Annotated in this window: 21 protein-coding genes; 6 read left to right on the forward strand and 15 right to left on the reverse strand. The window is 74.2% G+C overall.

Features of this window, described 5'->3' with window-relative positions:
- Positions 1-7: 7 nt before the first annotated feature.
- The 7 genes from OKX07_RS19515 to OKX07_RS19545 form a co-directional block, all read right to left on the reverse strand.
- Entirely contained in the window at positions 8-241 is a 234-nt protein-coding gene (locus tag OKX07_RS19515) for a helix-turn-helix domain-containing protein (RefSeq protein WP_265629661.1), read from the reverse strand.
- Positions 241-729: a DUF2975 domain-containing protein gene (locus OKX07_RS19520; RefSeq protein ID WP_265629662.1), complete on the reverse strand. Its 489-nt coding sequence runs from the start codon at positions 727-729 to the stop codon at positions 241-243. Before OKX07_RS19520 ends, OKX07_RS19515 begins: the two co-directional genes overlap by 1 nt.
- Positions 730-836: 107 nt before the next feature.
- A complete protein-coding gene (locus tag OKX07_RS19525; protein WP_265629663.1) occupies positions 837-1,760 on the reverse strand; it encodes an NADP-dependent oxidoreductase in 924 nt (307 codons plus the stop codon).
- Positions 1,761-1,885: 125 nt separating this feature from the next.
- Positions 1,886-2,479 carry a TetR/AcrR family transcriptional regulator gene (locus tag OKX07_RS19530; RefSeq protein ID WP_265629664.1) on the reverse strand — a complete coding sequence of 198 codons (594 nt, stop codon included), beginning with the start codon at positions 2,477-2,479 and terminating at the stop codon, positions 1,886-1,888.
- Between the two features lie 13 nt (positions 2,480-2,492).
- Positions 2,493-3,179: an ABC transporter ATP-binding protein gene (locus OKX07_RS19535; protein WP_265629665.1), complete on the reverse strand. Its 687-nt coding sequence runs from the start codon at positions 3,177-3,179 to the stop codon at positions 2,493-2,495.
- Entirely contained in the window at positions 3,176-4,303 is a 1,128-nt protein-coding gene (locus tag OKX07_RS19540) for an FtsX-like permease family protein (protein ID WP_265629666.1), read from the reverse strand. The genes OKX07_RS19535 and OKX07_RS19540 overlap by 4 nt, the downstream gene beginning before the upstream one ends.
- An 88-nt stretch (positions 4,304-4,391) precedes the next feature.
- Positions 4,392-5,168, reverse strand: coding sequence for a LysE/ArgO family amino acid transporter (locus tag OKX07_RS19545; protein ID WP_265629667.1), 777 nt, complete (start codon positions 5,166-5,168; stop codon positions 4,392-4,394).
- 70 nt (positions 5,169-5,238) lie between these two features.
- On the opposite strand from OKX07_RS19545, the gene OKX07_RS19550 reads away from it, so the two are divergent.
- The gene (locus OKX07_RS19550; RefSeq protein WP_265629668.1) at positions 5,239-6,138 is read left to right on the forward strand and encodes an ArgP/LysG family DNA-binding transcriptional regulator; all 900 of its coding nucleotides are present in this window, start codon (positions 5,239-5,241) and stop codon (positions 6,136-6,138) included.
- A gap of 120 nt (positions 6,139-6,258) precedes the next feature.
- Here the strand turns inward: OKX07_RS19550 and OKX07_RS19555 are convergent, their stop codons facing one another.
- Both OKX07_RS19555 and OKX07_RS19560 read right to left on the reverse strand, forming a co-directional pair.
- Positions 6,259-7,659, reverse strand: a complete 1,401-nt coding sequence (locus OKX07_RS19555; RefSeq protein WP_265629669.1) for an FAD-binding oxidoreductase — start codon at positions 7,657-7,659, stop codon at positions 6,259-6,261.
- A gap of 107 nt (positions 7,660-7,766) precedes the next feature.
- Positions 7,767-8,732: a helix-turn-helix transcriptional regulator gene (locus OKX07_RS19560; protein WP_265629670.1), complete on the reverse strand. Its 966-nt coding sequence runs from the start codon at positions 8,730-8,732 to the stop codon at positions 7,767-7,769.
- Positions 8,733-8,819: 87 nt separating this feature from the next.
- Between OKX07_RS19560 and OKX07_RS19565 the strand changes: the two genes are divergently transcribed.
- On the forward strand, positions 8,820-9,392 hold the full coding sequence (locus OKX07_RS19565) for a DinB family protein (protein ID WP_265629671.1): 573 nt from the start codon (positions 8,820-8,822) through the stop codon (positions 9,390-9,392).
- 75 nt (positions 9,393-9,467) lie between these two features.
- Here OKX07_RS19565 and OKX07_RS19570 read toward each other — a convergent pair whose 3' ends face one another.
- Positions 9,468-9,656, reverse strand: a complete 189-nt coding sequence (locus OKX07_RS19570; RefSeq protein ID WP_265629672.1) for a hypothetical protein — start codon at positions 9,654-9,656, stop codon at positions 9,468-9,470.
- A gap of 233 nt (positions 9,657-9,889) precedes the next feature.
- Here OKX07_RS19570 and OKX07_RS19575 point away from each other — a divergent pair, with 233 nt between their 5' ends.
- The gene (locus OKX07_RS19575) at positions 9,890-10,258 is read left to right on the forward strand and encodes a VOC family protein (protein WP_265629673.1); all 369 of its coding nucleotides are present in this window, start codon (positions 9,890-9,892) and stop codon (positions 10,256-10,258) included.
- 58 nt (positions 10,259-10,316) lie between these two features.
- On the opposite strand, the gene OKX07_RS19580 is transcribed toward OKX07_RS19575, so the two are convergent.
- Positions 10,317-10,787 carry a GyrI-like domain-containing protein gene (locus OKX07_RS19580; protein ID WP_265629674.1) on the reverse strand — a complete coding sequence of 157 codons (471 nt, stop codon included), beginning with the start codon at positions 10,785-10,787 and terminating at the stop codon, positions 10,317-10,319.
- Between the two features lie 221 nt (positions 10,788-11,008).
- Here OKX07_RS19580 and OKX07_RS19585 point away from each other — a divergent pair, with 221 nt between their 5' ends.
- Positions 11,009-11,872 carry an oxygenase MpaB family protein gene (locus OKX07_RS19585; RefSeq protein ID WP_265629675.1) on the forward strand — a complete coding sequence of 288 codons (864 nt, stop codon included), beginning with the start codon at positions 11,009-11,011 and terminating at the stop codon, positions 11,870-11,872.
- 182 nt (positions 11,873-12,054) lie between these two features.
- Positions 12,055-13,755, forward strand: a complete 1,701-nt coding sequence (locus OKX07_RS19590; RefSeq protein WP_265629676.1) for a cellulose binding domain-containing protein — start codon at positions 12,055-12,057, stop codon at positions 13,753-13,755.
- 222 nt (positions 13,756-13,977) lie between these two features.
- Here the strand turns inward: OKX07_RS19590 and OKX07_RS19595 are convergent, their stop codons facing one another.
- From OKX07_RS19595 to OKX07_RS19610, 4 genes are all read right to left on the reverse strand, one after another.
- Complete coding sequence (locus OKX07_RS19595) at positions 13,978-14,712, reverse strand: glycerophosphodiester phosphodiesterase (RefSeq protein ID WP_265629677.1); 735 nt, start codon at positions 14,710-14,712, stop codon at positions 13,978-13,980.
- Positions 14,709-16,067, reverse strand: coding sequence for an ABC transporter substrate-binding protein (locus tag OKX07_RS19600; protein WP_265629678.1), 1,359 nt, complete (start codon positions 16,065-16,067; stop codon positions 14,709-14,711). Before OKX07_RS19600 ends, OKX07_RS19595 begins: the two co-directional genes overlap by 4 nt.
- 119 nt (positions 16,068-16,186) lie before the next feature.
- On the reverse strand, positions 16,187-17,077 hold the full coding sequence (locus tag OKX07_RS19605) for a carbohydrate ABC transporter permease (protein ID WP_416220803.1): 891 nt from the start codon (positions 17,075-17,077) through the stop codon (positions 16,187-16,189).
- Positions 17,074-18,033 (reverse strand): carbohydrate ABC transporter permease, encoded by a 960-nt coding sequence (locus tag OKX07_RS19610; protein WP_265629679.1) that lies wholly within the window; start codon positions 18,031-18,033, stop codon positions 17,074-17,076. Before OKX07_RS19610 ends, OKX07_RS19605 begins: the two co-directional genes overlap by 4 nt.
- A gap of 334 nt (positions 18,034-18,367) precedes the next feature.
- On the opposite strand from OKX07_RS19610, the gene OKX07_RS19615 reads away from it, so the two are divergent.
- Positions 18,368-19,558 carry an NAD(P)/FAD-dependent oxidoreductase gene (locus tag OKX07_RS19615; protein ID WP_265629680.1) on the forward strand — a complete coding sequence of 397 codons (1,191 nt, stop codon included), beginning with the start codon at positions 18,368-18,370 and terminating at the stop codon, positions 19,556-19,558.
- Positions 19,559-19,627: the final 69 nt, after the last annotated feature.

Here is a 19,627-nt window from a genome sequence, read left to right on the forward strand (position 1 = left end):
CGTGGGCCTACGCCGGGTCGGTCGAGTCCGCTTCCCCGTCCGGCTCCCACCGCAGCAGGTCCCCCGGCTGGCACTCGAGCACCTCGCACAGTGCCGCGAGCGTCGCGAACCGCACGGCCTTGGCGCGGCCGTTCTTGAGGACGGCGAGGTTGGCCGGCGTGATGCCGACGCGCTCGGCGAGCGTGCCGACGGACATCTTGCGACGCGCGAGCATGACGTCGACGTCGACGACGATGGGCATCAGATCACCTCGTCGAGCTCGTCGCGCAGGCGCCGGGCCTCGGTGTCGCGCTCGACGGCCTGCGCGAGCAGCAGGCGCAGGAGCAGGACGACGAGCGCGATGCCGCCGAGCACGAGGGCGGCCCCGCAGATCATCAGCACGATCCCGGGCGCGACGGCCTCCCCCGGCGCCAGCACGACGGCCAGCGCGAACACGAGGACCGCCGCGGCGGCGATCGCGCCGATGATCACGTCGACCCACCGGAACGCGGCGGGCGTGAAGACCTCTTCGCGCCGGACCATCGTCAGCAGACGCCACACGCACACGGCGCACACCTGGAGGGTCACGAGTCCCAGCACGAAGATGAGGACGAACGGCAGCTGCACGCCGGGCGGGGCCTCCTCGAGGTCGACCCACAGCGCCGGGCCGATGAAGACCTGGACGAACAGGGACCCCGCGAGCGCGAGCACGATGACGACGCGCAAGGCGAGGACGGTGAGATGGCGCATGGTGACTCCTCGATCGGACGACGAGAGGAATCTATCGACTATCAATAGATTCCTCAAGTCGCTCGATCGATGCGAGCACACTGCACGGGCCCACGGGCCCGTCAGCCTCAGACGCGCACGACGACCTTGCCCCGCACGTGCCCACCCGCGACCAGGTCGTGCGCGGCCGCCGCGTCGGCGAGGTCGAACACCTGCGCGACGTCGACCTCGACCGCGCCGGAGTCGATCAGGCCGGTGAGCGCGTCGAGGTCCGCGGTGCTGGGACGCACCCAGACGTGGTGCCCCCCGAGCTCGTCGCGTGCGGCGACGTCGACGATCGACGCGACCGTGCCACCGTCGGCCAGCACGGCACGGGTCGTCGCGACGAAGTCGTCGCTGCCGTAGTCGAGGACGACGTCGACGCCCTGGGGTGCCAGCGCGCGCACGCGGTCGACCAGCCCGTCGCCGTACTCGACGGGCTCGGCGCCCAGGCCGCGCAGGTGGTCGTGGTTGCGGGCCGACGCGGTCCCGATGACGCGTGCTCCACGGGCCCGCAGGATCTGCACCGCGAACTGCCCGACGCCACCCGCGGCGGCGTGCACGAGCACGGTCTGGCCGGCGCTCACGCCCACGCGCTCGATCGACTGGTACGCCGTCAGCCCTGCCAGCGGTACGGCCGCGGCCTCCTCGAAGGTCAGCGACGCGGGCTTGCGGGCGAGGGTGCGGACGGGCGCCGCGACGAGCTCGGCGAACGTGCCGCCGTGCACCCAGTCACGTCGCGCGTACCCGTAGACCTCGTCCCCCACGGCGTACTCCGTGGCGTCCAGACCGGTGCGCTCGACGACGCCCGCGACGTCCCAGCCGGGAACGGCCGGGAACTCGATGTCGAGGAGCTGGTCGAGGTACCCCTGGCGGAGCTTGTAGTCCACGGGGTTGACCGACGCGGCGCGCACCCGCACGAGCACGCTGTCGGGCCCGAGCTTCGGCTCCGGTGCGTCGGTGAGCTGCAGGACGTCGCTGCCGCCGTAGCGGTCGTAGGTGATGGCACGCATGCCAGGCGCAACGGTCAGGGCGTGCGCGTATGTTCCCCGACCCCCCGCCGACCGGAACACCGTTCACCGCATGGGCGTCCATCCCGGGAGCCGCGTTCCGGTCGGCGGGGGCTGGGGGTGGGCCGTCAGAGGGTCGGCGGGCGGGTACCCGTCGTGACCGGCACCAGCAGCCCGCGCACCGCGCTGCGGACCGTCGCCACGTCCGACCCCGCCTCGATCATCGCGCCCGCCTTGTGCACGACGGCGTTCACGAGCTCCGCGACGACCTCCGGGTCCTCGACCTGCGCGTCGCGCAGGGCGGTGACCAGGGGCTCGACCAGCTCGCCGTGCATCTGTGCGACCCACGGGTCGGCGAACGCGCGCGGGCTGAACGTCGCGAGCGCGCTGATGACGGCGTGCTCGCCCTCGGCGACGAGCGTCAGGTTCGCGTCGGCGTACGCGGCGACGCGGGCCATCGGGTCGTCCTGCGCGTCGGTCGCCGTCGTGATCGCCTCCCGCCAGCGCGGCAGCGCCTCCACCACGACGGCCCGGAACAGGTCGTCCCGCGTCGGGAAGTAGTGGTAGATGCTGGGCCGCGACAGGCCCGCCCGGGCCGCGACGTCCGCGAACGTCGGCTCGACGTCCGGGCGAGCCGTCAGCAGCTCGCGTGTGGCGTCGAGGATCGCGCGCCGCTGCGCCTCGCGGTGCTCGGGTACCGAGCCGGCCGTGATCCGTGGCACGCGTCCTCCTTGCTCAGACGGTGCCGAGGCGCCCGTCCACCATCTCGAGCACGCGGTCGCAGTGCTCCAGCACGTCATGGTCGTGGGTGACCATCACCGTAGCGACCCCGAACTCGTGGGTCTGCCGCGCGAGCAGCTCGACGATCTCGTGGCTGCGCCGTCGGTCGAGCGCCGCGGTCGGCTCGTCGACGAGCAGCACGGACGGTGACGCGACGAGCGCCCGCGCGATGCCGACGCGCTGCCGCTCGCCGCCCGACAGCTTCCCGGGACGTCGGTCCGCGCGATCGGCCATGCCGACCGCGGCGAGGAGCTGCTCGGGCGGGGTCGCGGCGCGGCGGCCGGTGATCTTCTCGACCAGCCGCAGCTGGTCGATCGCCGTGAGCGCGGGCACGAGGTTGCCGGACTGGAAGACGAATCCGAGGTTCTCGCGCCGGAAGCGCGCGAGCGCGCCGCCGGACAGCACGGCGAGGTCGGTCCCGCCGACGACGACGGACCCCGAGGTGGGTCGGGTCAGGCCGCCGGTGACGGCCAGCAGGCTCGACTTGCCCGCGCCGGACGGTCCGACGACGGCGACGATCTCGCCCGGTGCGACCGTGAGGTCGACGTGATCCAGGGCGGTGACCTGCGTGTCGCCGTCGCCGAACGTCAGGGTGACGTTCGACAGCGCGAGACCGGTACGGGTCGTGGTGGTGGTGGTCATCGGTTCTCTCCCAGCGCGGTGAGGGGGTCGACACGGGCGATGCGCGCGGTGGCGACGGCTGCGCCGACCAGGCCGAGGCCGAGCAGGAGCGCGGCGCCGAGCGCGATGGGTCCGGCCTCGAGCTCGAACGGCATGCCGGTCCCGACGAGCAGCGAGCCCAGCCCCAGGCCGAGGCCCAGACCGAGGCCGACGGACGCGACGAGCATGATCGCGGCCTGCGCGAGCCCGTCGACCAGCAGGAACCGGGTCGATGCGCCGATGGCCCGCATGACCGCGAGCTCGCGCGTGCGCTGCACGGTCCACAGCGTGAAGAACGCGCCGACGACGAGCGCCGAGATGGCGTAGAGGAACCCCTGGATGAGCTGCATCGTCGTGATCTCGGCGGTGTAGCCGGGCGAGGAGCCGAACGCCTCGGCGATGGTGCGGCCGTCGGTGCCGGCCGTCGCGTCGCCGGCGGCGAGGTCGGGGGTGCCGTCGACGCCCCGCAGCGCGACGACGCTCGCGGCGTCGTACGCCTCGGGGGGTGCGGCCTGCCCGGGCGGGGTGGCGGAGTGGATCTCCTGCCAGGTCCGCAGGTGCAGGAAGCCGATGTCGACGTGCCCGAACGTGCGCTGGTCCTGCGTGAACCCCACGACCTCGAGCTCCGTGCCGACACGGTCGATCGTCAGGACGTCGCCGATCTCGACGCCCTCGTCGCGGGCGGAGACCGACAGGACGACCTCGCCCTCGTCGGCGAGCGCGCGACCCTCACCGGTGGCGGGCTCGACGAACCCGCCGGGCTCGATGCCGAGCAGGGTCAGGTCGACCGGCGTGCCGTCCTCGTTCTTCGCGTTGACGATGGCCGTGCCGAGCAGCTCGGCGTCCGCGACGTCGTCGCGAGCGGCCCAGGCGTCGCGCGCGTCCGACGTGACGACGCTGCGGGTGAACGCGGAGTCCGTCTTGGTGCCGCCCTCGAAGGCGACGGCGTCCAGGGGGCTGCGCAGCAGACCGGAGACCCCGTCGACGACGAGGCCGGACGACAGGCCGGACAGCAGGACCATGAGGACCGCGATGAGCGCGACGACCGCGCCCATGAGTCCGAACCGGGTACGCGCGAAGGTGAGCTCGCGCAGGGCGAGGAACACAGGTGGAGGCCTCTCGACGGACGGCCCGCATCTTGTTGACGCGGTGTCGACATCTTATCGACGTCGCGTCGACAAGACGCCGTCCGCGTCACGATGTGAGGAGATCCACAACGAGCCCGGTCGCGATCGTCACCATGACCGCCGCGATCACGGCGTCGAGGACGCGCCAGGCCGTCGGCCGCGCGAACACCGGCCGCAGCAGCGCGGCACCGAAGCCCAGACCCGTGAACCACAGCACGCTGCCGAGCGCGGCACCCGCCGCGAACCACCACCGCGCGTCCCCGTGCCCCGTCGCGACGGATCCCAGCAGCACGACGGTGTCGAGGTACACGTGCGGGTTGAGCCACGTCAGCGCGAGCGCCGTCGCGGCCACCGCACCGAGTGACACCGGATGCCCGGACGACGCCCCGGCGCCCCCACCCCCCGCGACCGGAACACCGGTCACGGTCCCGACCCTCGAACCGGGAGCCAGGTTCCGGTCGGCATGGGCTGCGGCCGCGACCGGTACACCGGTCACGTTCTCGAGGGCCGGACGGGGAGGCATGGTCCGGTCGGCGGGCGTCTCGACGACGAGGGTGGCGTCACCCCGGATCGCGCGACGGGCCGCGAGCGCGCCGTACGTGAGCAGCACGACCGCACCGAGGACGGTCATGGCGACGGTGAGCGGGCGGCTCGACGCGATCACCGTCCCCACGCCGGCGACGCCGACCGCGATGAGCACCGCGTCGGACACCGCGCAGATCGCGACGACGAGGCCGACGTGCTCGCGTCGCAGCCCCTGGCGCAGGACGTACGCGTTCTGCGCGCCGATCGCGACGATGAGGGCGAGCCCGAACCCCAGGCCGGCGACCGCTGATGACCACATGCCGCCGACGCTAGGCGGCGGCGGCTCATCAGACCAGCGAAGGTTCTGCACGGACCATTAGCGTTGCTGCATGAGTGACTGGGACCTCGGGCAGCTGCGCGCGCTCGCCGCCGTCGCCGACCTCGGCACGTTCGACGCCGCCGCGCGCGCCCTGCACGTGACGCCGTCGGCCGTCAGCCAGCGCATCAAGGCCCTCGAGCAGACCGCCGGCGCCGTGCTGCTGCGCCGCGACCGGCCCGTCCGCCCCACCGCCGCGGGCGAACCGCTGGTCCGCCTCGCCCGCCAGCTCGACGCCCTCACCACCGACGCCACCCGCCACCTCACGGGTGACGCCGCCGTCCCGCAGGTCACGCTCGCCGTCAACGGCGACTCCCTGACCACGTGGGTGCTGCCCGCGCTCGCGCCGCTCGCCGGGCGCGTCGCGCTGCACCTGGTGCGCGAGGACCAGGACCGCTCGGCCGACCTGCTGCGCGACGGTTCCGTCATGGGCGCGGTCACGTCGCAGGCCGTCGCGGTGCAGGGCTGCACGGTCGAGCCGCTGGGCGTCATGCGGTACCGGCCCATGGCCACGCCCGCGTTCGCGGCCCGGTGGTTCGGGGACGCGTGGCGCGACGACGGCGTGCGTCCCGCGGCGCTCGCCGTCGCGCCCGTCGTCGTGTTCGACGCCGCCGACCGCCTGCAGGACCGCTGGCTGCGACGACGGCGCGTCGACCCGGCACGTCCACCGCGGCACCTGGTGCCCGCGTCCGCGGACTTCGCGGCGGCGGTGCGCCTCGGGTTCGGCTGGGGCATGCTCCCGGGCCAGCAGGCCGACGACGACGAGCGCGCCGGACGGCTGGTGCGTCTGACCGCCGACGTCGTCGACGTGCCGCTGCTCTGGCAGCAGTGGGCGCTGCGCACGGCCGCGCTGGACGCCGTCGCGGCGGCCCTCCGCACGGCGGCCACCTCGGCCCTCCTCCCGCCACCCTGACCCCACCCTCACCCGCACCCGGTCCGGCGAGCTCGACCTTCGGCGGCTACCCGGGGGGCGGAGAGCCGCCGAAGGACGAGGTCGTCGGTGAGAGAGGCAGACCCGCGCGGGGCCCGCCCGTCAGGGGGTGCGGAACGCGTGGCCCGCCAGCAGGACGCCGTCCGGGTCGTACCGACGCGACAGCTCGGCCAGGCGTGACCGCGTCGGCGCCGGGTACACGCGCTCGGCCCAGACCCGCCCGTGGCCGGCCGCGAAGTTGGGGAACCCGCCGGGCCGCGTCCACGGCGCCAGGCCGCGGGCGATCCGGGCGGTGTCGGCGGCGACCGCGACCGCGTCGGCCGTCCCCGGCTCCGCGAGGCCGACGGTGAACAGCGACCACGTCGCCGCACGCGACGGCACCGCGTCCGGGACGGCCGGCTGCCGCGACGCCGCACCGCCCAGGTGCCGGACCTCGACCACCACCTGCGCGCACGACGACCCGGCGCCGACGAGCTCGACGAGGCGCTCGACCGGCTCCGGGCCCAGGTCCTCGAGCAGCAGGTGCGACTCGTGCGTCGGCATCGGCTCGTCGGGGTCGCCGTGCACCGTGCCGATCGCCGCGTACGGCATCACGTCGACGGTGTCGACGAGCACCGGTGCCGCCGCCCGCAGCGGGGCGAGCACTCGCGCCCCCGACGCCGCGTCCCCCGTCCAGGCGAACCGCACGGCGACGGTCGGCCGGCCCGCGAGCGCCTCGGGGACCCCGGGCAGCGCGGGCAGGCGCATGACCGCGAGCGACGTCGTGGCCTGCGCCGGCAGCCGGGTCGCCCACCGCGCCCACACCTGCACGACGCGGTCGACGTCGGCGAACCACACGGCGCCCGCGTACAGCTCGGGCTGGTCGACGAGGTCGATCTCGGCGGCGACGACGACGCCCAGCGCGCCGCGCCCGCCACGCAGCCCCCAGAACAGGTCGGGCTCGTCGGTCGGTGTCGCGCGCCGCAGCACCCCGTCGCCGGTGACCACGTCGAAGGCCGTCACCCGGTCCGAGGACACGCCGAGCGTGCGCGCGAGGGGCCCGTGACCGCCGCCCGTCAGGTAGCCGACGACGCCGACGCCCGGCGCCGACCCGCACACCGGGGCGAGCCCGTACGGCGCGGCCGCCGCCACGACCTGCGCCCACCGCACGCCCGCACCGAGGTGCGCGCTGCCCAGCGCCGGCAGCAGGGTGAGGTGGTCGAGCGCGGCCGTCGAGACCAGGACGGCGCCGTCGAGGCCCGCCGACGCGCCGTGCCCCGTGCCCTGCACGGCGACGGGCACCCCGTGCTCCCCCGCGGCGCGGACGACGTGCGCGACCTCGCGCGGCGTGCGCGGTGCGGCGACGAGCGCGGGCCGACGGGCGAGCGCGAGGTTGACCGTCGCGGCCAGGGCCGCGTGCTCGGCCGTGCCCGGCAGGTGCACCGGCACCAGCCCGTCGAGCGCGTCGGCGAGCGCCCGGGCTCGCGTCGGCAGGGGCGTCACGGTGTCGGTCTGCTGCGGCACGTCCACACACGCTCCCTGTCGTCGTCACGTCAATCGCGTCGGTCGGACAGGAGTGCGCCCGCCCGCCGCTGATACGCCACGATCGGGTGGTGCCGCATCGGTGCAGGTCAGGCGTCCGGATCCGTCGCCGCCGTGAGCCGGGCACCCACGTCGCGGACGCACGCCCGCAGCTCCGGGCCGCCGACGACCCGGAACGGCACGGGCACGGCGGCGAGCTGCTGCGCGTACCAGACGGGGTCGCTCGTGGAGCCGACCAGGCGCGTCGTCGTCGCGTCGAGGGCGTCGAGGCGCCCCAGCGCACCCGGCAGCTCGCGCGCGACGTCCGCGAGCGGGGCCTGCACCAGCACCTCGACGTCGTACTCCCAGCCCTGCGCCAGGTGCTCCTCGAGCAGGGCGACGGGGTCGACGTCCGGGGCGGGCGCGGCCGTGCCCGCCAGGGTGCGGGCCGTGAGCACACGGTCGACCCGGTAGGTCCGCACCGCGTCGCCGTCGTGCCGCCGGCACACGAGGTACCAGCGGCCGTGCCGGACGACGACGGCCCACGCGTCCACGTCCGCGTCCCACTCGCGGCCGGACTCCGAGCGGTACCGGACGCGGACGGGACGGTGGTCCGCGCACGCCTGCACGAGGGTCGCGGTCACGACGGGGTCGGGGCGGGCAGCGGCGCGGTCCGGGGCTGCGGCGGTGGCGCGGCGCACGGCCGTGGCCTGCGCGGCGACCGGCTCCGGCAGCGCGCGCAGCAGCGTGTCGAGCGCGGACGCGACGGGGTCGGTGCGGTCGCGCACGTCGTGGTGGCCGTCGAGCACCGCCATGACCAGGCCCAGCGCCTCGTCGGCACCGAACACCAGGGGCGGCAGCCGCACGCCGCGTCCCACCCGGTACCCGCCGTACGGGCCGCGCACCGACGTCACCGGGATCCCGGCCTCCCGCAGGACCGCCACGTAGCGACGCGCCGCGCGCTCGGACACCCCGAGGGCGTCGGCCAGGCCCGCGGCGGTGATCCCCGGGGTGGCCTGCAGCTCGGCGAGCGCGAGCAGCGCGCGGGACGTGGGGCTGGTGTCGTGCGTCGTCATGGCGCGCTCCCCGCGGACGGCCGGCCCGCGGGGCTCGCGGGTGGAACCGGCAGCGGATCGTCCGGAACCGACCCTACGGTCGCTCGCATGACCGAGACCACCCCACCGGGGCCGCCCGCACTGGACACCTCCATCCACGAGCCCGCGCTGGACGCCGGCGAGGTCGACCTGCTGCTCTTCATGCTCGAGCGGACGCGCGCGACGTTCGCGTGGAAGGTCGGCGGCCTCGACGCCGAGGCGCTGCGCCGCCCGTTCCCGCCGTCGCAGATGACGCTCGGCGGCCTGGTCAAGCACCTGGCCTTCGTCGAGGAGGACATGGTGGTGCGCTGGCTCGGCGTCGGCGGGTACGGCGCACCGTGGAACGCCACGACGCCGGACGACTGGCCCGGCTGGGACTGGCGGTCGGCCACCGACGACTCCCCGGCCGACCTGTACGGGTGGTGGCAGGCGGCCGTCGAGCGGTCCCGCGCCGTGTGGGCGAGCCTGACGGCCGACGGCGGGCTCGACGAGCCGGCGGGCATCGAGTGGCCCGACGGGCAGCCCAACCGGCGCCGCGTCCTCGTCGACCTCAACGCCGAGTACGCCCGCCACCTCGGCCACGCGGACCTGTTCCGCGAGGCGATCGACGGGCTCGTCGGGGAGGACCCGCCGCAGCCGTGAGCGGCGGGGCGACGGGGGCGTGCGGTTCGCGGGGTCGCTGCCGTCCGGAGGACGCCAGGGCCGGCCGCGCGCCCGTCAGGCGGGCGAGCCGGCCGTCGGAGGGAACTCGGGCGCCGGCCCACCGAAGAAGCACTGGCACGGGCCGTCGAGGTGGCGGAACGGTGTGCCGGGCCGAGCCGCGCACGGCACGGGGGCCGCGGGAGCGGACCGCTTCTCGCGCACGACGCGGGGGTCCGGCAGCAGCAGCCGTAGCAGCGTGGTCATCGCGTCCTCCATCCCCCCGGGTCGTCGTGGTGCCGACACAGGCGAGGAGTGCCGGGCGGGTGCGAACGTACACCGTCGTCGGTCTCTCACCCTTGTATCGGCACGCAGAGCACCCCACCTGACCCTCGCACCGGATGGCACCGACCCTGCGCGTTGTCGGTGGTCGCCCCTAGCCTGGGTGCGTCGGATCGGACGACATCGCACCGCCCTCACTCGACCCGAGAGGCACGGCCATGGCCCACGGCGACATCACGCACATCGACATCCCCGTCGCGGACGTCCACGCGGCGTCACGGTTCTACGGCACGCTCTTCGGCTGGGACATCCAGGAGGTGCCCGGCTTCGAGGGCTACCCGATGTGGTCGGCCCCGAACAAGATCAGCGGCGGCGGCCTCGCCCCCCGCAGCGACGGCTTCACCGCCCCGCGGAGCTACGTCGAGGTCGACTCGATCGACGACGTCCTGGCGCAGGCGACGCAGCTCGGCGGTGAGGTCCGCCTGCCGAAGAGCCCGATCGACGAGACGAGCTGGTGGGCGTCCTTCGTCGACCCCGACGGCAACGAGATCGGCCTGTTCGAGGGCCGGGTCAGCGGCGAGGGATGACGGCCGGTCGACGCCGGTCGACGCCGACCGACGGCGACCGACGTCACGAGGGCGCGCCTCAGGCGTCGGGGCGCAGGGGCAGGACGAGCCGCGTGATGTTGGCGTCCGGGTCGCCGCCGGGCGCCGGGTCGGTCACGTACTCCTCCCAGAAGTCGCCCCGGCCGTCGACGCCGAGCACGGCACGGTCCTCCTCGACGCGAGCCCACGCGTCGTGCAGGCCCTCGTACGGGCCGGTGTGGATGAGCACGAGGGCCGCCCCTCCCGGCATCTCGACGACGTCGACGCCCTGCGACGACGTCCCCGGCGCGACACCCTCGACCGCGAACCCCGCCGCGAGCTCGACGGACTCGTCGGCCGTGCCGTGGTACCAGCCGAGGGCGGGACCGGTGATCGTCCACCCCTCGCGCTCCACGGCCCGGACCACCTGCGTGTATGCCGTGTCGTAGAACCCGCCGAGCTTCTTGATCGGCACCGTTGCCCGCACCGCAGCGATGGTGGCGGTGGGCAGTTCTGTCCGGATGGTCTCCATGGCGTCCCCCTCGTCGTTGAGCGCGTCCGCACCTATCCTGGCCGACCGCGCGCCCCCGCGGAACTCATCTGCGACCATTCCTCGGCGCGTGTGCGACCGAGACCGGTCCGGGTAGCGCTTCGACGACCGGACGAGGACCCGAGGACGTCCGGGCCGGGCCCGATCGGGTGGCCTCCGCCACTCGGGACGACGCCCGGGCGTCACGTCCGTACCGTGGGTGCGTGACCCTCGCCGAACCCGTCCGACGCTGGCGCGCCCGCTCCGGCGAGGCGCTGTTCCTGCGCGTCGCGGGCCCGCACGGCAACCGCAGCCGCGAGCGCATCCACCACCGGCCGGGCCCGCGGTGGTTCGAGCCGGGTGCCGCGGTGCGCGTGGTGCACGCGGACGCGTCGATGTTCCTCGGCGGGCTGCGGTCCCTGCTGCTGCAGTCGTTGCACCCGGCGGCGATGGCGGGCGTCGCGAGCCACTCCGACTTCCGCGACGACCCGTGGGGGCGGCTCGCGGGCACGAGCACGTTCCTCGCGACGACCGTGTTCGGCACGGCCGACGACGCGCAGGCCGCCATCGACGCGGTCCGCACGATCCACGGCCGCGTGCGCGGCATCAGCCCCGAGGGCATCGCGTACTCCGCCGACGACCCGGACCTGCTGCGCTGGGTGCACGTCGCCGAGATCGAGAGCTTCCTCGTCGCGCACACCCGGTACGGCGCGCACCCGCTCACCCCGGCGCGGGCTGACGAGTACGTCGCGCAGACGGCCCGCATCGGCCGCGCCCTCGGCGCGGTCGACGTACCCGAGACGGTCGCCGAGCTCGAGGACGCGATCGAGGGGTACCGCCCGGTGCTGCGCGCGACACCCGCCGCGCTCGACGCCGCCCAGTTCCTGCTGCGCGAGCCCCCCGTGCCGTGGACGCTCCGGGCCGGGTACTCCGCGCTCGCCGCGGGAGCCGTCGAGTCCCTGCCGCCGTGGGCCGCCGACGCGCTGGAGCTGCGTCGCTCGCGCGCCGGGGCTGCCGTCGGACGTGCCGCCGGGCACGGCGCCACGCGGGCCGTCCGGTGGCTGCTCGCGGGCCAGCCCGAGGGCTGACCGGCCCCGCACGAGGCGAAGCGGTTGCGTCGGCTGCGAAGGGTTTCGGGTCGTTGACGACCCATGGAAAACGTTTGCACAGTGGCGCCGACCCGGGAGCGGGCCCTACTCGACCCGTCATCGTCGACGGCGAGGACCCCCGGCTCCCCCCATCACCCGGAGGGAGCGCCCCGGTGAGAACCATGGGCCGTCCGCAGTCCCACCCCGCCGTCGCCGTCCTGGCGACGCTCGCCCTCGCCGTCGCGGCCGTCGTCGTCCCCCACGCCGCACCCGCCCAGGCCGCCCCGTTCGTCGAGGCGGTCGAGAACGCCGGCGCCGACTGCGCCGTCCCGACGCTCCCGTCGTCGGGACAGTCGAACTCCCGGCTGCCGGACCCGTTCAAGCGGCTCGACGGCAGCCGCATCGCCACCAAGGCCGACTGGCGCTGCCAGCGTCAGCTCACCCTGCGGCTCGCGGAGAAGTTCGTCTACGGCGAGAAGCCCGGCAAGCCCGCGAGCGTCACGGGCACCGTCACCAGCTCCCGGATCACCGTGAACGTGTCGCACAACGGCCGCTCGACCAGCTTCTCGGCGAACGTGTCGCTGCCCAGCGGCAACGGCCCGCACCCCGCGGTCGTCGTCTACGGCGGGTTCGGCGCCGACACCGCCACCATCCGCAGCGCCGGCGCCGCCGTCATCAGCTTCGACCCGTACGTCGTCGGCAAGGAGGGCACCGGCCGCGCCAACAAGCAGGGCGCGTTCTACGACATCTACGGCTCGAACAGCCAGACGGGCCTGCTCATGGCGTGGGCGTGGGGCGTCAGCCGCATCATCGACGTCCTCCAGGCGTCCGGCGGGTCGATCCTCAAGGGCGACGCGACGGGCGTCACGGGCTGCTCGCGCTTCGGCAAGGGCGCATTCGTGGCCGGCGTCTTCGACCAGCGCATCGCCCTGACGATGCCCATCGAGTCCGGCACCGCGGGCGTGCCGATCTTCCGCGGCGTCCCCGGCGAGGGCGCGCAGTCGCTGAGCAGCGCGTACGGCGAGCAGCCGTGGTTCGGCGACGCGTTCGGCTCGTACACCGGCAACCCGAACAACCTGCCGGTCGACACCCACCAGATGGTCGGGCTCGTCGCACCGCGCGGGCTGTTCATCATGGACAACCCGCACATCGCGAACCTCGGCCCACGGTCCGCGAGCGTCGCCGCGCTCGGCGGTGCGGAGGTCTACAAGGCGCTCGGCGCAGGCAGCAACATCACGTACTGGTCCGACGTCGCCGACGGCTCGCACTGCGCGAACCGCCCCGAGTGGCGCACACCGCTGACGCAGAACATCCAGGCGTTCCTGGTCGGCACGGGCAACCCGTCCGGGCAGATGCGCATCTCGAGCCGCGCCGCCGGCAGCCTCTCGCAGTGGATCGACTGGACGACGCCGACGCTGACGAGCGGCCCGACGCCGACGCCGACGCCGACCCCGACGCCGACTCCCACCCCGACGCCCACTCCCACTCCGACACCCACGCCCACTCCCACCCCGACGCCGACCCCGACGCCCACTCCGACACCCACGCCCACCCCCACTCCGACACCGACACCGACACCGACGCCCACCGCGGGTCCCGGCGGCTGCACCGCGACGGTGTCGCTCAACCAGTGGAACGGCGGCTTCGTCGCGACGGTGAGGATCTCCGCGGGCACGTCGTCCCTCAACGGCTGGACGACCACGGTCGTCCTGCCCGCCGGTGCGGGGGTCAGCAACGCGTGGAGCTCCGTCAACGCCGGCACGAGCGGCAGCGTCCGGTTCACCAACGCACCGTGGAACGGCTCGGTGGGGGCGGGACAGTCCACCGAGTTCGGCTTCCAGGGCACGGGCAACGGCCAGGGCATGACGGCCACCTGCGCCTGACCCCCTGACGAGCGTCCGACAGGGCTGGATTGCTCTCTCGCCGCGAGAGAGCAATCCAGCCCTCCACCCGCACCCCCGAACCCCCGCGAGCGAGCGATCCAGCACTCCACAAACCCGCGAGAGAGCAATCCAGTCATCACGCGTGCCGACTGGATTGCTCTCTCGCGCCCTTTGGGTGGGTGGGCTGGATGGTGTGGCGAGGGACGGGTCAGGCCGGACCCGTCAGACCGCGCCGCCGGCCAACCAGCCGGCGAGGTGGTCCGGGCGGTCGGTGATGATCTCGTCGACACCCAGCGCGACGGCCGCCGCCCAGTCCGTCGGCTCGTCGAGCGTCCACACCGCGACCCGCAGCCCGGCGTCGTGCAGCCGGGCGACCAGGCTCGGGTCCTGCTGCAGCAGCAGGCCGTGCGGGTTGGCCATGACGACGTCGAGCGCCGCGCACAGGCCCAGCACGTCCGGGCCGACGTCGCCGAGCAGCAGCCCGCGCCGCAGGTCCGGGTCGGCGGTGCGCAGCGCACCGACCGTCCCGGGCCAGAAGCTCTGCACGACGACCCGGTCCGCCAGCCCGGCCGCACGCAGCGGCCGGGTCACGCGGACCGCCTCGTCCGGCGTCCACTCGCCCTTGACCTCGCACAGCAGGTCGAGCGACGGGTGCCGCAGCAGCAGCTCGATCACCTCGTCGAGCAGCGGCACGCGCTGCCCGGCGTACGCGGGCGAGAACCACGACCCCGCGTCGAGGTCACGCACCTCGGCCAGCGTCGTGTCCTTGAGCCACCCCGACCCGGTCGTCGTCGCGTCGAGGGTGTCGTCGTGGATCACCACGACGTGCCCGTCGGACGTGAGCTGCACGTCGAGCTCGATGCAGTGCGCGCCGCCACGCGCCGCGGCCTCGAAGGCCGCGAGCGTGTTCTGCGGCGCGACCCACGAGTTCCCCCGGTGCGCGACGACCCTGGTCACAGGTACGGCTCCACGTTCTCACGGTAGGCGGTCTCGATCTTCGGCGTGATGGAGCTCCACGCGGTGGCCGGGTCCTCGCCACGCAGGACGATCTGCTCGATGCCCTCGGTGAGGACCTGGTCGGCGCTGGGGACGAACACGCGGATCCAGTCCTGCGAGCGCGCCTTGGCGGCCAGCTGGTCGACGGCGGTGCGGAACTGGGGCGTCGCCTCGTACACGGCCGTCATCTCCGGGGACTCGATCGCGGACGTCCGGACCGGCATGTAGCCGGTGTTCTGCGAGAAGTACGCGGTCTGCTCGGTGTCCGTGAGGAACTGCAGGAACATCGCCGCGGCGAGCTGCTCCTCGGGCGTCTTCGACGCCGGGATCGCCAGGCCGGTGCCGCCGGTGGGGACGCCGCCGCCCTCGGGGCCGTCGGGCAGGAACGCCGTCCCGACCTCGAACGACGACGCCTCGAGGATGCCCGTGAGCGAGCCGGTCGAGCCGATGGTCGCGGCGACGACACCGGACGCGAAGTCCGCGGCCGAGTCCTCGGAGACCGTCGCGTACGCGGCGTCACCGTAGAACAGGTCGTGCAGGAACTGCCCGCCGGCGATCGCCTCGGGGGTGTCGAGCGTCGTCGTCCACTCGTCGGAGTACTGGCCGCCGTGGCCCCAGATCATGTTCTCGAACCACCAGGCCGCCCACGACGGCCCGGTCTCCAGGCCGAACGGCTTCGAGTCCGCGGGCACCTGCGCGGTGAGCGCGGTCGACCACTCCTGCAGCTCGGCCCACGTCTCGGGGCCGCGGTCCGGCAGGCCGGCAGCCGCCCACTTGTCCCTGTTGTAGTAGAACAGGGGTGTCGAGCGGGCGTACGGCGCCGCCCAGTGCCGGCCCTCGTACTCGTAGTCGGCGTAGAACGCCTCGACGAAGTCGCCGGTGTCGGCGTCGAGGTGCTCGAAGACGTCGTCGAGCGCCAGGATCTGGTCGTTCAGGTGGTACCGGAACCACCAGACGTCGGAGGCGATGACGACGTCCGGCAGCTCGTCCGTCTGGGACGCGGCCTGGAAGCGCTGCGCGACCTCGTCGTAGTTGGCGCCCGCGGTGACGAGCTCGACGTCGATCTCGGGGTTGGCCTCCTCGAAGCGCGCGATGAGCTCCTCCTCGACCTCCTTCGATGCGCCGGGGTGGTTGCTCCACCAGGTGATCTGCGACGCGGGCTCGACGGTCGACCAGTCGATCGCGTCGGCGGCGGTGGTCTCGGCGGCTTCACCGCTCGCGATGGTGGGCGTCGAGCAGGCGGCCAGGCCGAGCGCGCCGACGGCGACGAGCGCGAGCGCCGCCAGGGGGCGGCGGTGCGGGGCACGGTGGGACACGGGGGTCTCCTCGGGTTCGGTGCGGGGGACGCACGCCACCGGTCGGTGGGCGTGCCGGGGGCCGGTGCCGCGGGTGGCGGTCCGGTGGTCGGTGGGGCGGGGGGTCGCGTGGTGGCGCGTCACCCCGTGACGGCGCCCGCGGTGAGGCCGGCGACGAGCCGGCGCTGCAGGACGAGGAACACGACGAGGACGGGCAGCGTGACGACGGTCGTCGCCGCGAGCAGCACGCCCCAGCTCGTCATGCCCTCGACGTTCTGCAGGAGCGTCAGCCCGACGGGCAGCGTCATCTTGCGGGGGTCGTCGACGACGAGGAACGGCCACAGGTAGTCGTTCCACTCGGTCACGACGGACACGAGCGTGACCGCCGCGATCGTCGGCAACGACATGGGCACGACGAACCGCCACAGCCGCGACCAGTGCCCGGCGCCGTCGAGGTCGGCCGCCTCGAGCACCGAGCGCGGCAGCGTGAGGAAGTGCTGGCGGAACAGGAACGTCCCGAACGCGCTGGCCAGGCCCGGCACGAGGATCCCCTGGTAGGTGTTGAGCCAGCCCAGGCTCGCGACGAACGTGTAGTTGGGGATGATCGTGATCTGCGGCGGGATCATCAGGGCCGCGATGACGACGACGAACACGGTCCGCCGGAACGGCACGTCGAGGAACACCAGGGCGTACGCGCAGCACAGGCCGAGCGCGACCTTCAGGCCCGACCCGACGACGGTCAGGCCGACGCTGTTGGCGAAGAGCGTGCCCAGCGGGATGGTCTGCGCGGCCTGCGCGTAGTTGCCCAGGTCCAGGCTCGCGGGCAACCACTGCAGGGGCAGCGCGTAGAGCTCGGCGGGGGTCTTGAGGCTGGCGAGGACCATCCACAGCAGGGGGGCGCCGAGGACGAGGGTCGCGGCGGCCAGCGCCGCCAGGCCGGCCGCGTCGAGCGCGAGGGCACGTCGGGGGCGACGACGGGACGAGGGCGGGGGCGCCGGGACGACGGGCGTCGGGCGCGTCGCGGCGCTCACGCGTAGTGCACCTTGCGCTCGAGGAACCGCAGCTGGACCGCGGTCACCGCCAGCAGGATGAGGAACAGGATCGTCGCGCCCGCCGACGCGTACCCGGCGCGCCCGTTGACGAACCCCTCCTGGTAGATCTGGTACATCAGGGTCGTGGTCGAGCCCAGCGGCCCGCCCTGCGTCATCGACCGGATCACGTCGAACGACTGCAGCGACGCGAGCATCATCGTCACCAGCAGGAAGAACGTGGTCGGCGCGAGCAGCGGCAGCACGATCGACCGCAGCGTCCGCGCGGGCGTCGCCCCGTCGATGGCGGCCGCGTCGCGCAGGTCCTGCGGGACGCCCTGGAGCCCGGCCAGGTAGATGAGCGCGACGTACCCCAGGTGCTTCCACAGGTACACCACGATGATCATCACCAGCGGCCACGGCTCGGCCGTGTACCACTGCGGCGACGCGACCCCGAACCAGCCGAGGACCGCCGACAGCAGCCCGTACCGCGGGTCGAAGATGAACAGCCACAGGATGCCGACGGCGTACCCGGACAGCACGTACGGCGCGAACGCGACCGTCCGCGCGAGCCCGCGGCCCGGCAGCCGGCGGTCCAGCAGCAGCGCCAGGCCCAGCCCGAGGACGAGCGCCCCGCCGACCGTCGTGAGCGTGAACACCGCGGTCGTCGTCAGCACCTGCGCCGTCGAGTCGGCCGTGAACCACTCGACGTAGTTGCCCAGCCCCACGAACCGCGCGACCGGCGAGCCGAGGTTCCACTGCATGGTCGACAGGTAGAAGCTCTCGACGAGCGGCTTGTAGACGAACAGGACCAGCAGCAGGACGTTCGGGCCGGCGAGCAGCGCGAACCAGCCCAGCGCACGGCGGCGGCGGGTGCGTGCCGCGCTGCCGGGGCGCGACGGCGGTCCGGGCGGGCTGGTCGGGCCCGCGCCGGCCGGGGGGGCGAGGACGGCGGTCAAGGGGTCTCCGGGCGGTCGGGCGCATCGGGGGAACGCGCCGCGTCGGACGACGGGCCGGGTCACGGCCGTCGTCGTCGGCCCCGGGGGTGGGGCCGGACCGGACACGAAACTAGGCGCACCGAACCGGACGAATCACCCAGCGGCATCGCCGTTGCCGGACCGTTCCGCGAGTGTTCACGCAGGTCACCGGGCTGTCACCGGGCGTCCGTCGGGCACTGGTCGGCCATTCACGCTCCGTCGGCACGGGCGCTCGCGCTCCTCGACGCGCGCGGCGACGACGGGGCACCTAGCGTGGCCGGATCCCGTCGTCCAGGTCCCAGGGAAGCGTGCTCCCATGAATGCTCCGCGCCATCGCGTCGTCGTCGTCGGCGGCGGCAACGCCGGCATCTCGCTCGCGGCCAAGCTGCTGCGGGGTGGGTGTCCCGACGTGGCCCTCGTCGAGCCGAGCCACGTCCACCACTACCGGCCGATGCTGTCGTACGTCGCCGGCGGCGCCGCGACCCTCGACGACCTGCGCCGCCCGCAGGTCGAGGTCGTGCCCGACGGCGTGCACTGGTACCCCGACCGCGTCACGGCCGTCGACCCGCAGGCGTCGGTCGTGCACCTCGCGGGTGGGGAGCAGATCGCGTACGGGGACCTGGTCCTGTGCCCGGGCTCGCAGGTCGACTGGGACGCCGTGCCGGGCATGCGGGAGGCGTTCGCGACGCCGCACGCCTCGACCAGCTACCTGCCGGAGCACGCACCCGCGACGTGGCAGATGCTCTCGACGCTGACGTCGGGGCGCGCCGTGTTCGCGATCTCCGACCGGCACGTGCCGTGCTCGCCCGTCGGGCTCAAGCCCCTGTTCATGGCCGCGGACCACTGGCGCCAGGCCGGTCTGCTGGACGCGATCACGATCGACCTGCTGGTCGAGGGCTCGCGGCTCGTCGGCACGGCCCGCGCCGACCGGGAGCTGCGCGCGGTCGCGGACGACTACGGCGTGCGGGTGCGCACGGGCACCGCCGTCGAGCGGATCGACGCCGACGCCCGCACGCTGCACCTGCGCACGTCTGACGGCGCCGACACCCTCCCGTACGACGCCCTGTACGTCGCGCCGCCGCACCGCGCCCCGGAGTGGGTGGCCGCGAGCGGGCTCGCCACCGACGACTCGGACGGCTTCGTCGCGGTGGACCCGCAGACGCTGCAGCACCGGACGTACCCGCGCGTGTGGGCGCTCGGCGACGTCGCCACGGTCGACACGTCGCCGTCCGGCGGGGCGCTGCGCAAGCAGGTCCCGGTCGTCGCGCACAACATCCCCGCCGCCCTGCTGGGCATGACGTTGCGGGAGTACGACGGCTACACGATCGCGCCCGTCACGACGTCGCGCAGCGAGCTGCTGCTCGCCGAGCACGACCGCCACGGCCACGAGGAGCCCACGGTCCCGTTCCCGGACCTCGCACGCGCCCGCCGGTCGCTCTACCTGTTCGACCGCCACGGCGAGATCCAGGTCTACTGGCACCGCCTGCTCCGCGGCAAGGTCTCGTGAGCGCGACGGCGCGCAGCGTTCGGGACGCCTGACGTCCCCAACGCTGCACACGGGCTGGATCGCCCTCTC

The sequence above is a fragment of the Cellulomonas sp. S1-8 genome (assembly GCF_026184235.1).
Taxonomy (GTDB): domain Bacteria; phylum Actinomycetota; class Actinomycetes; order Actinomycetales; family Cellulomonadaceae; genus Cellulomonas.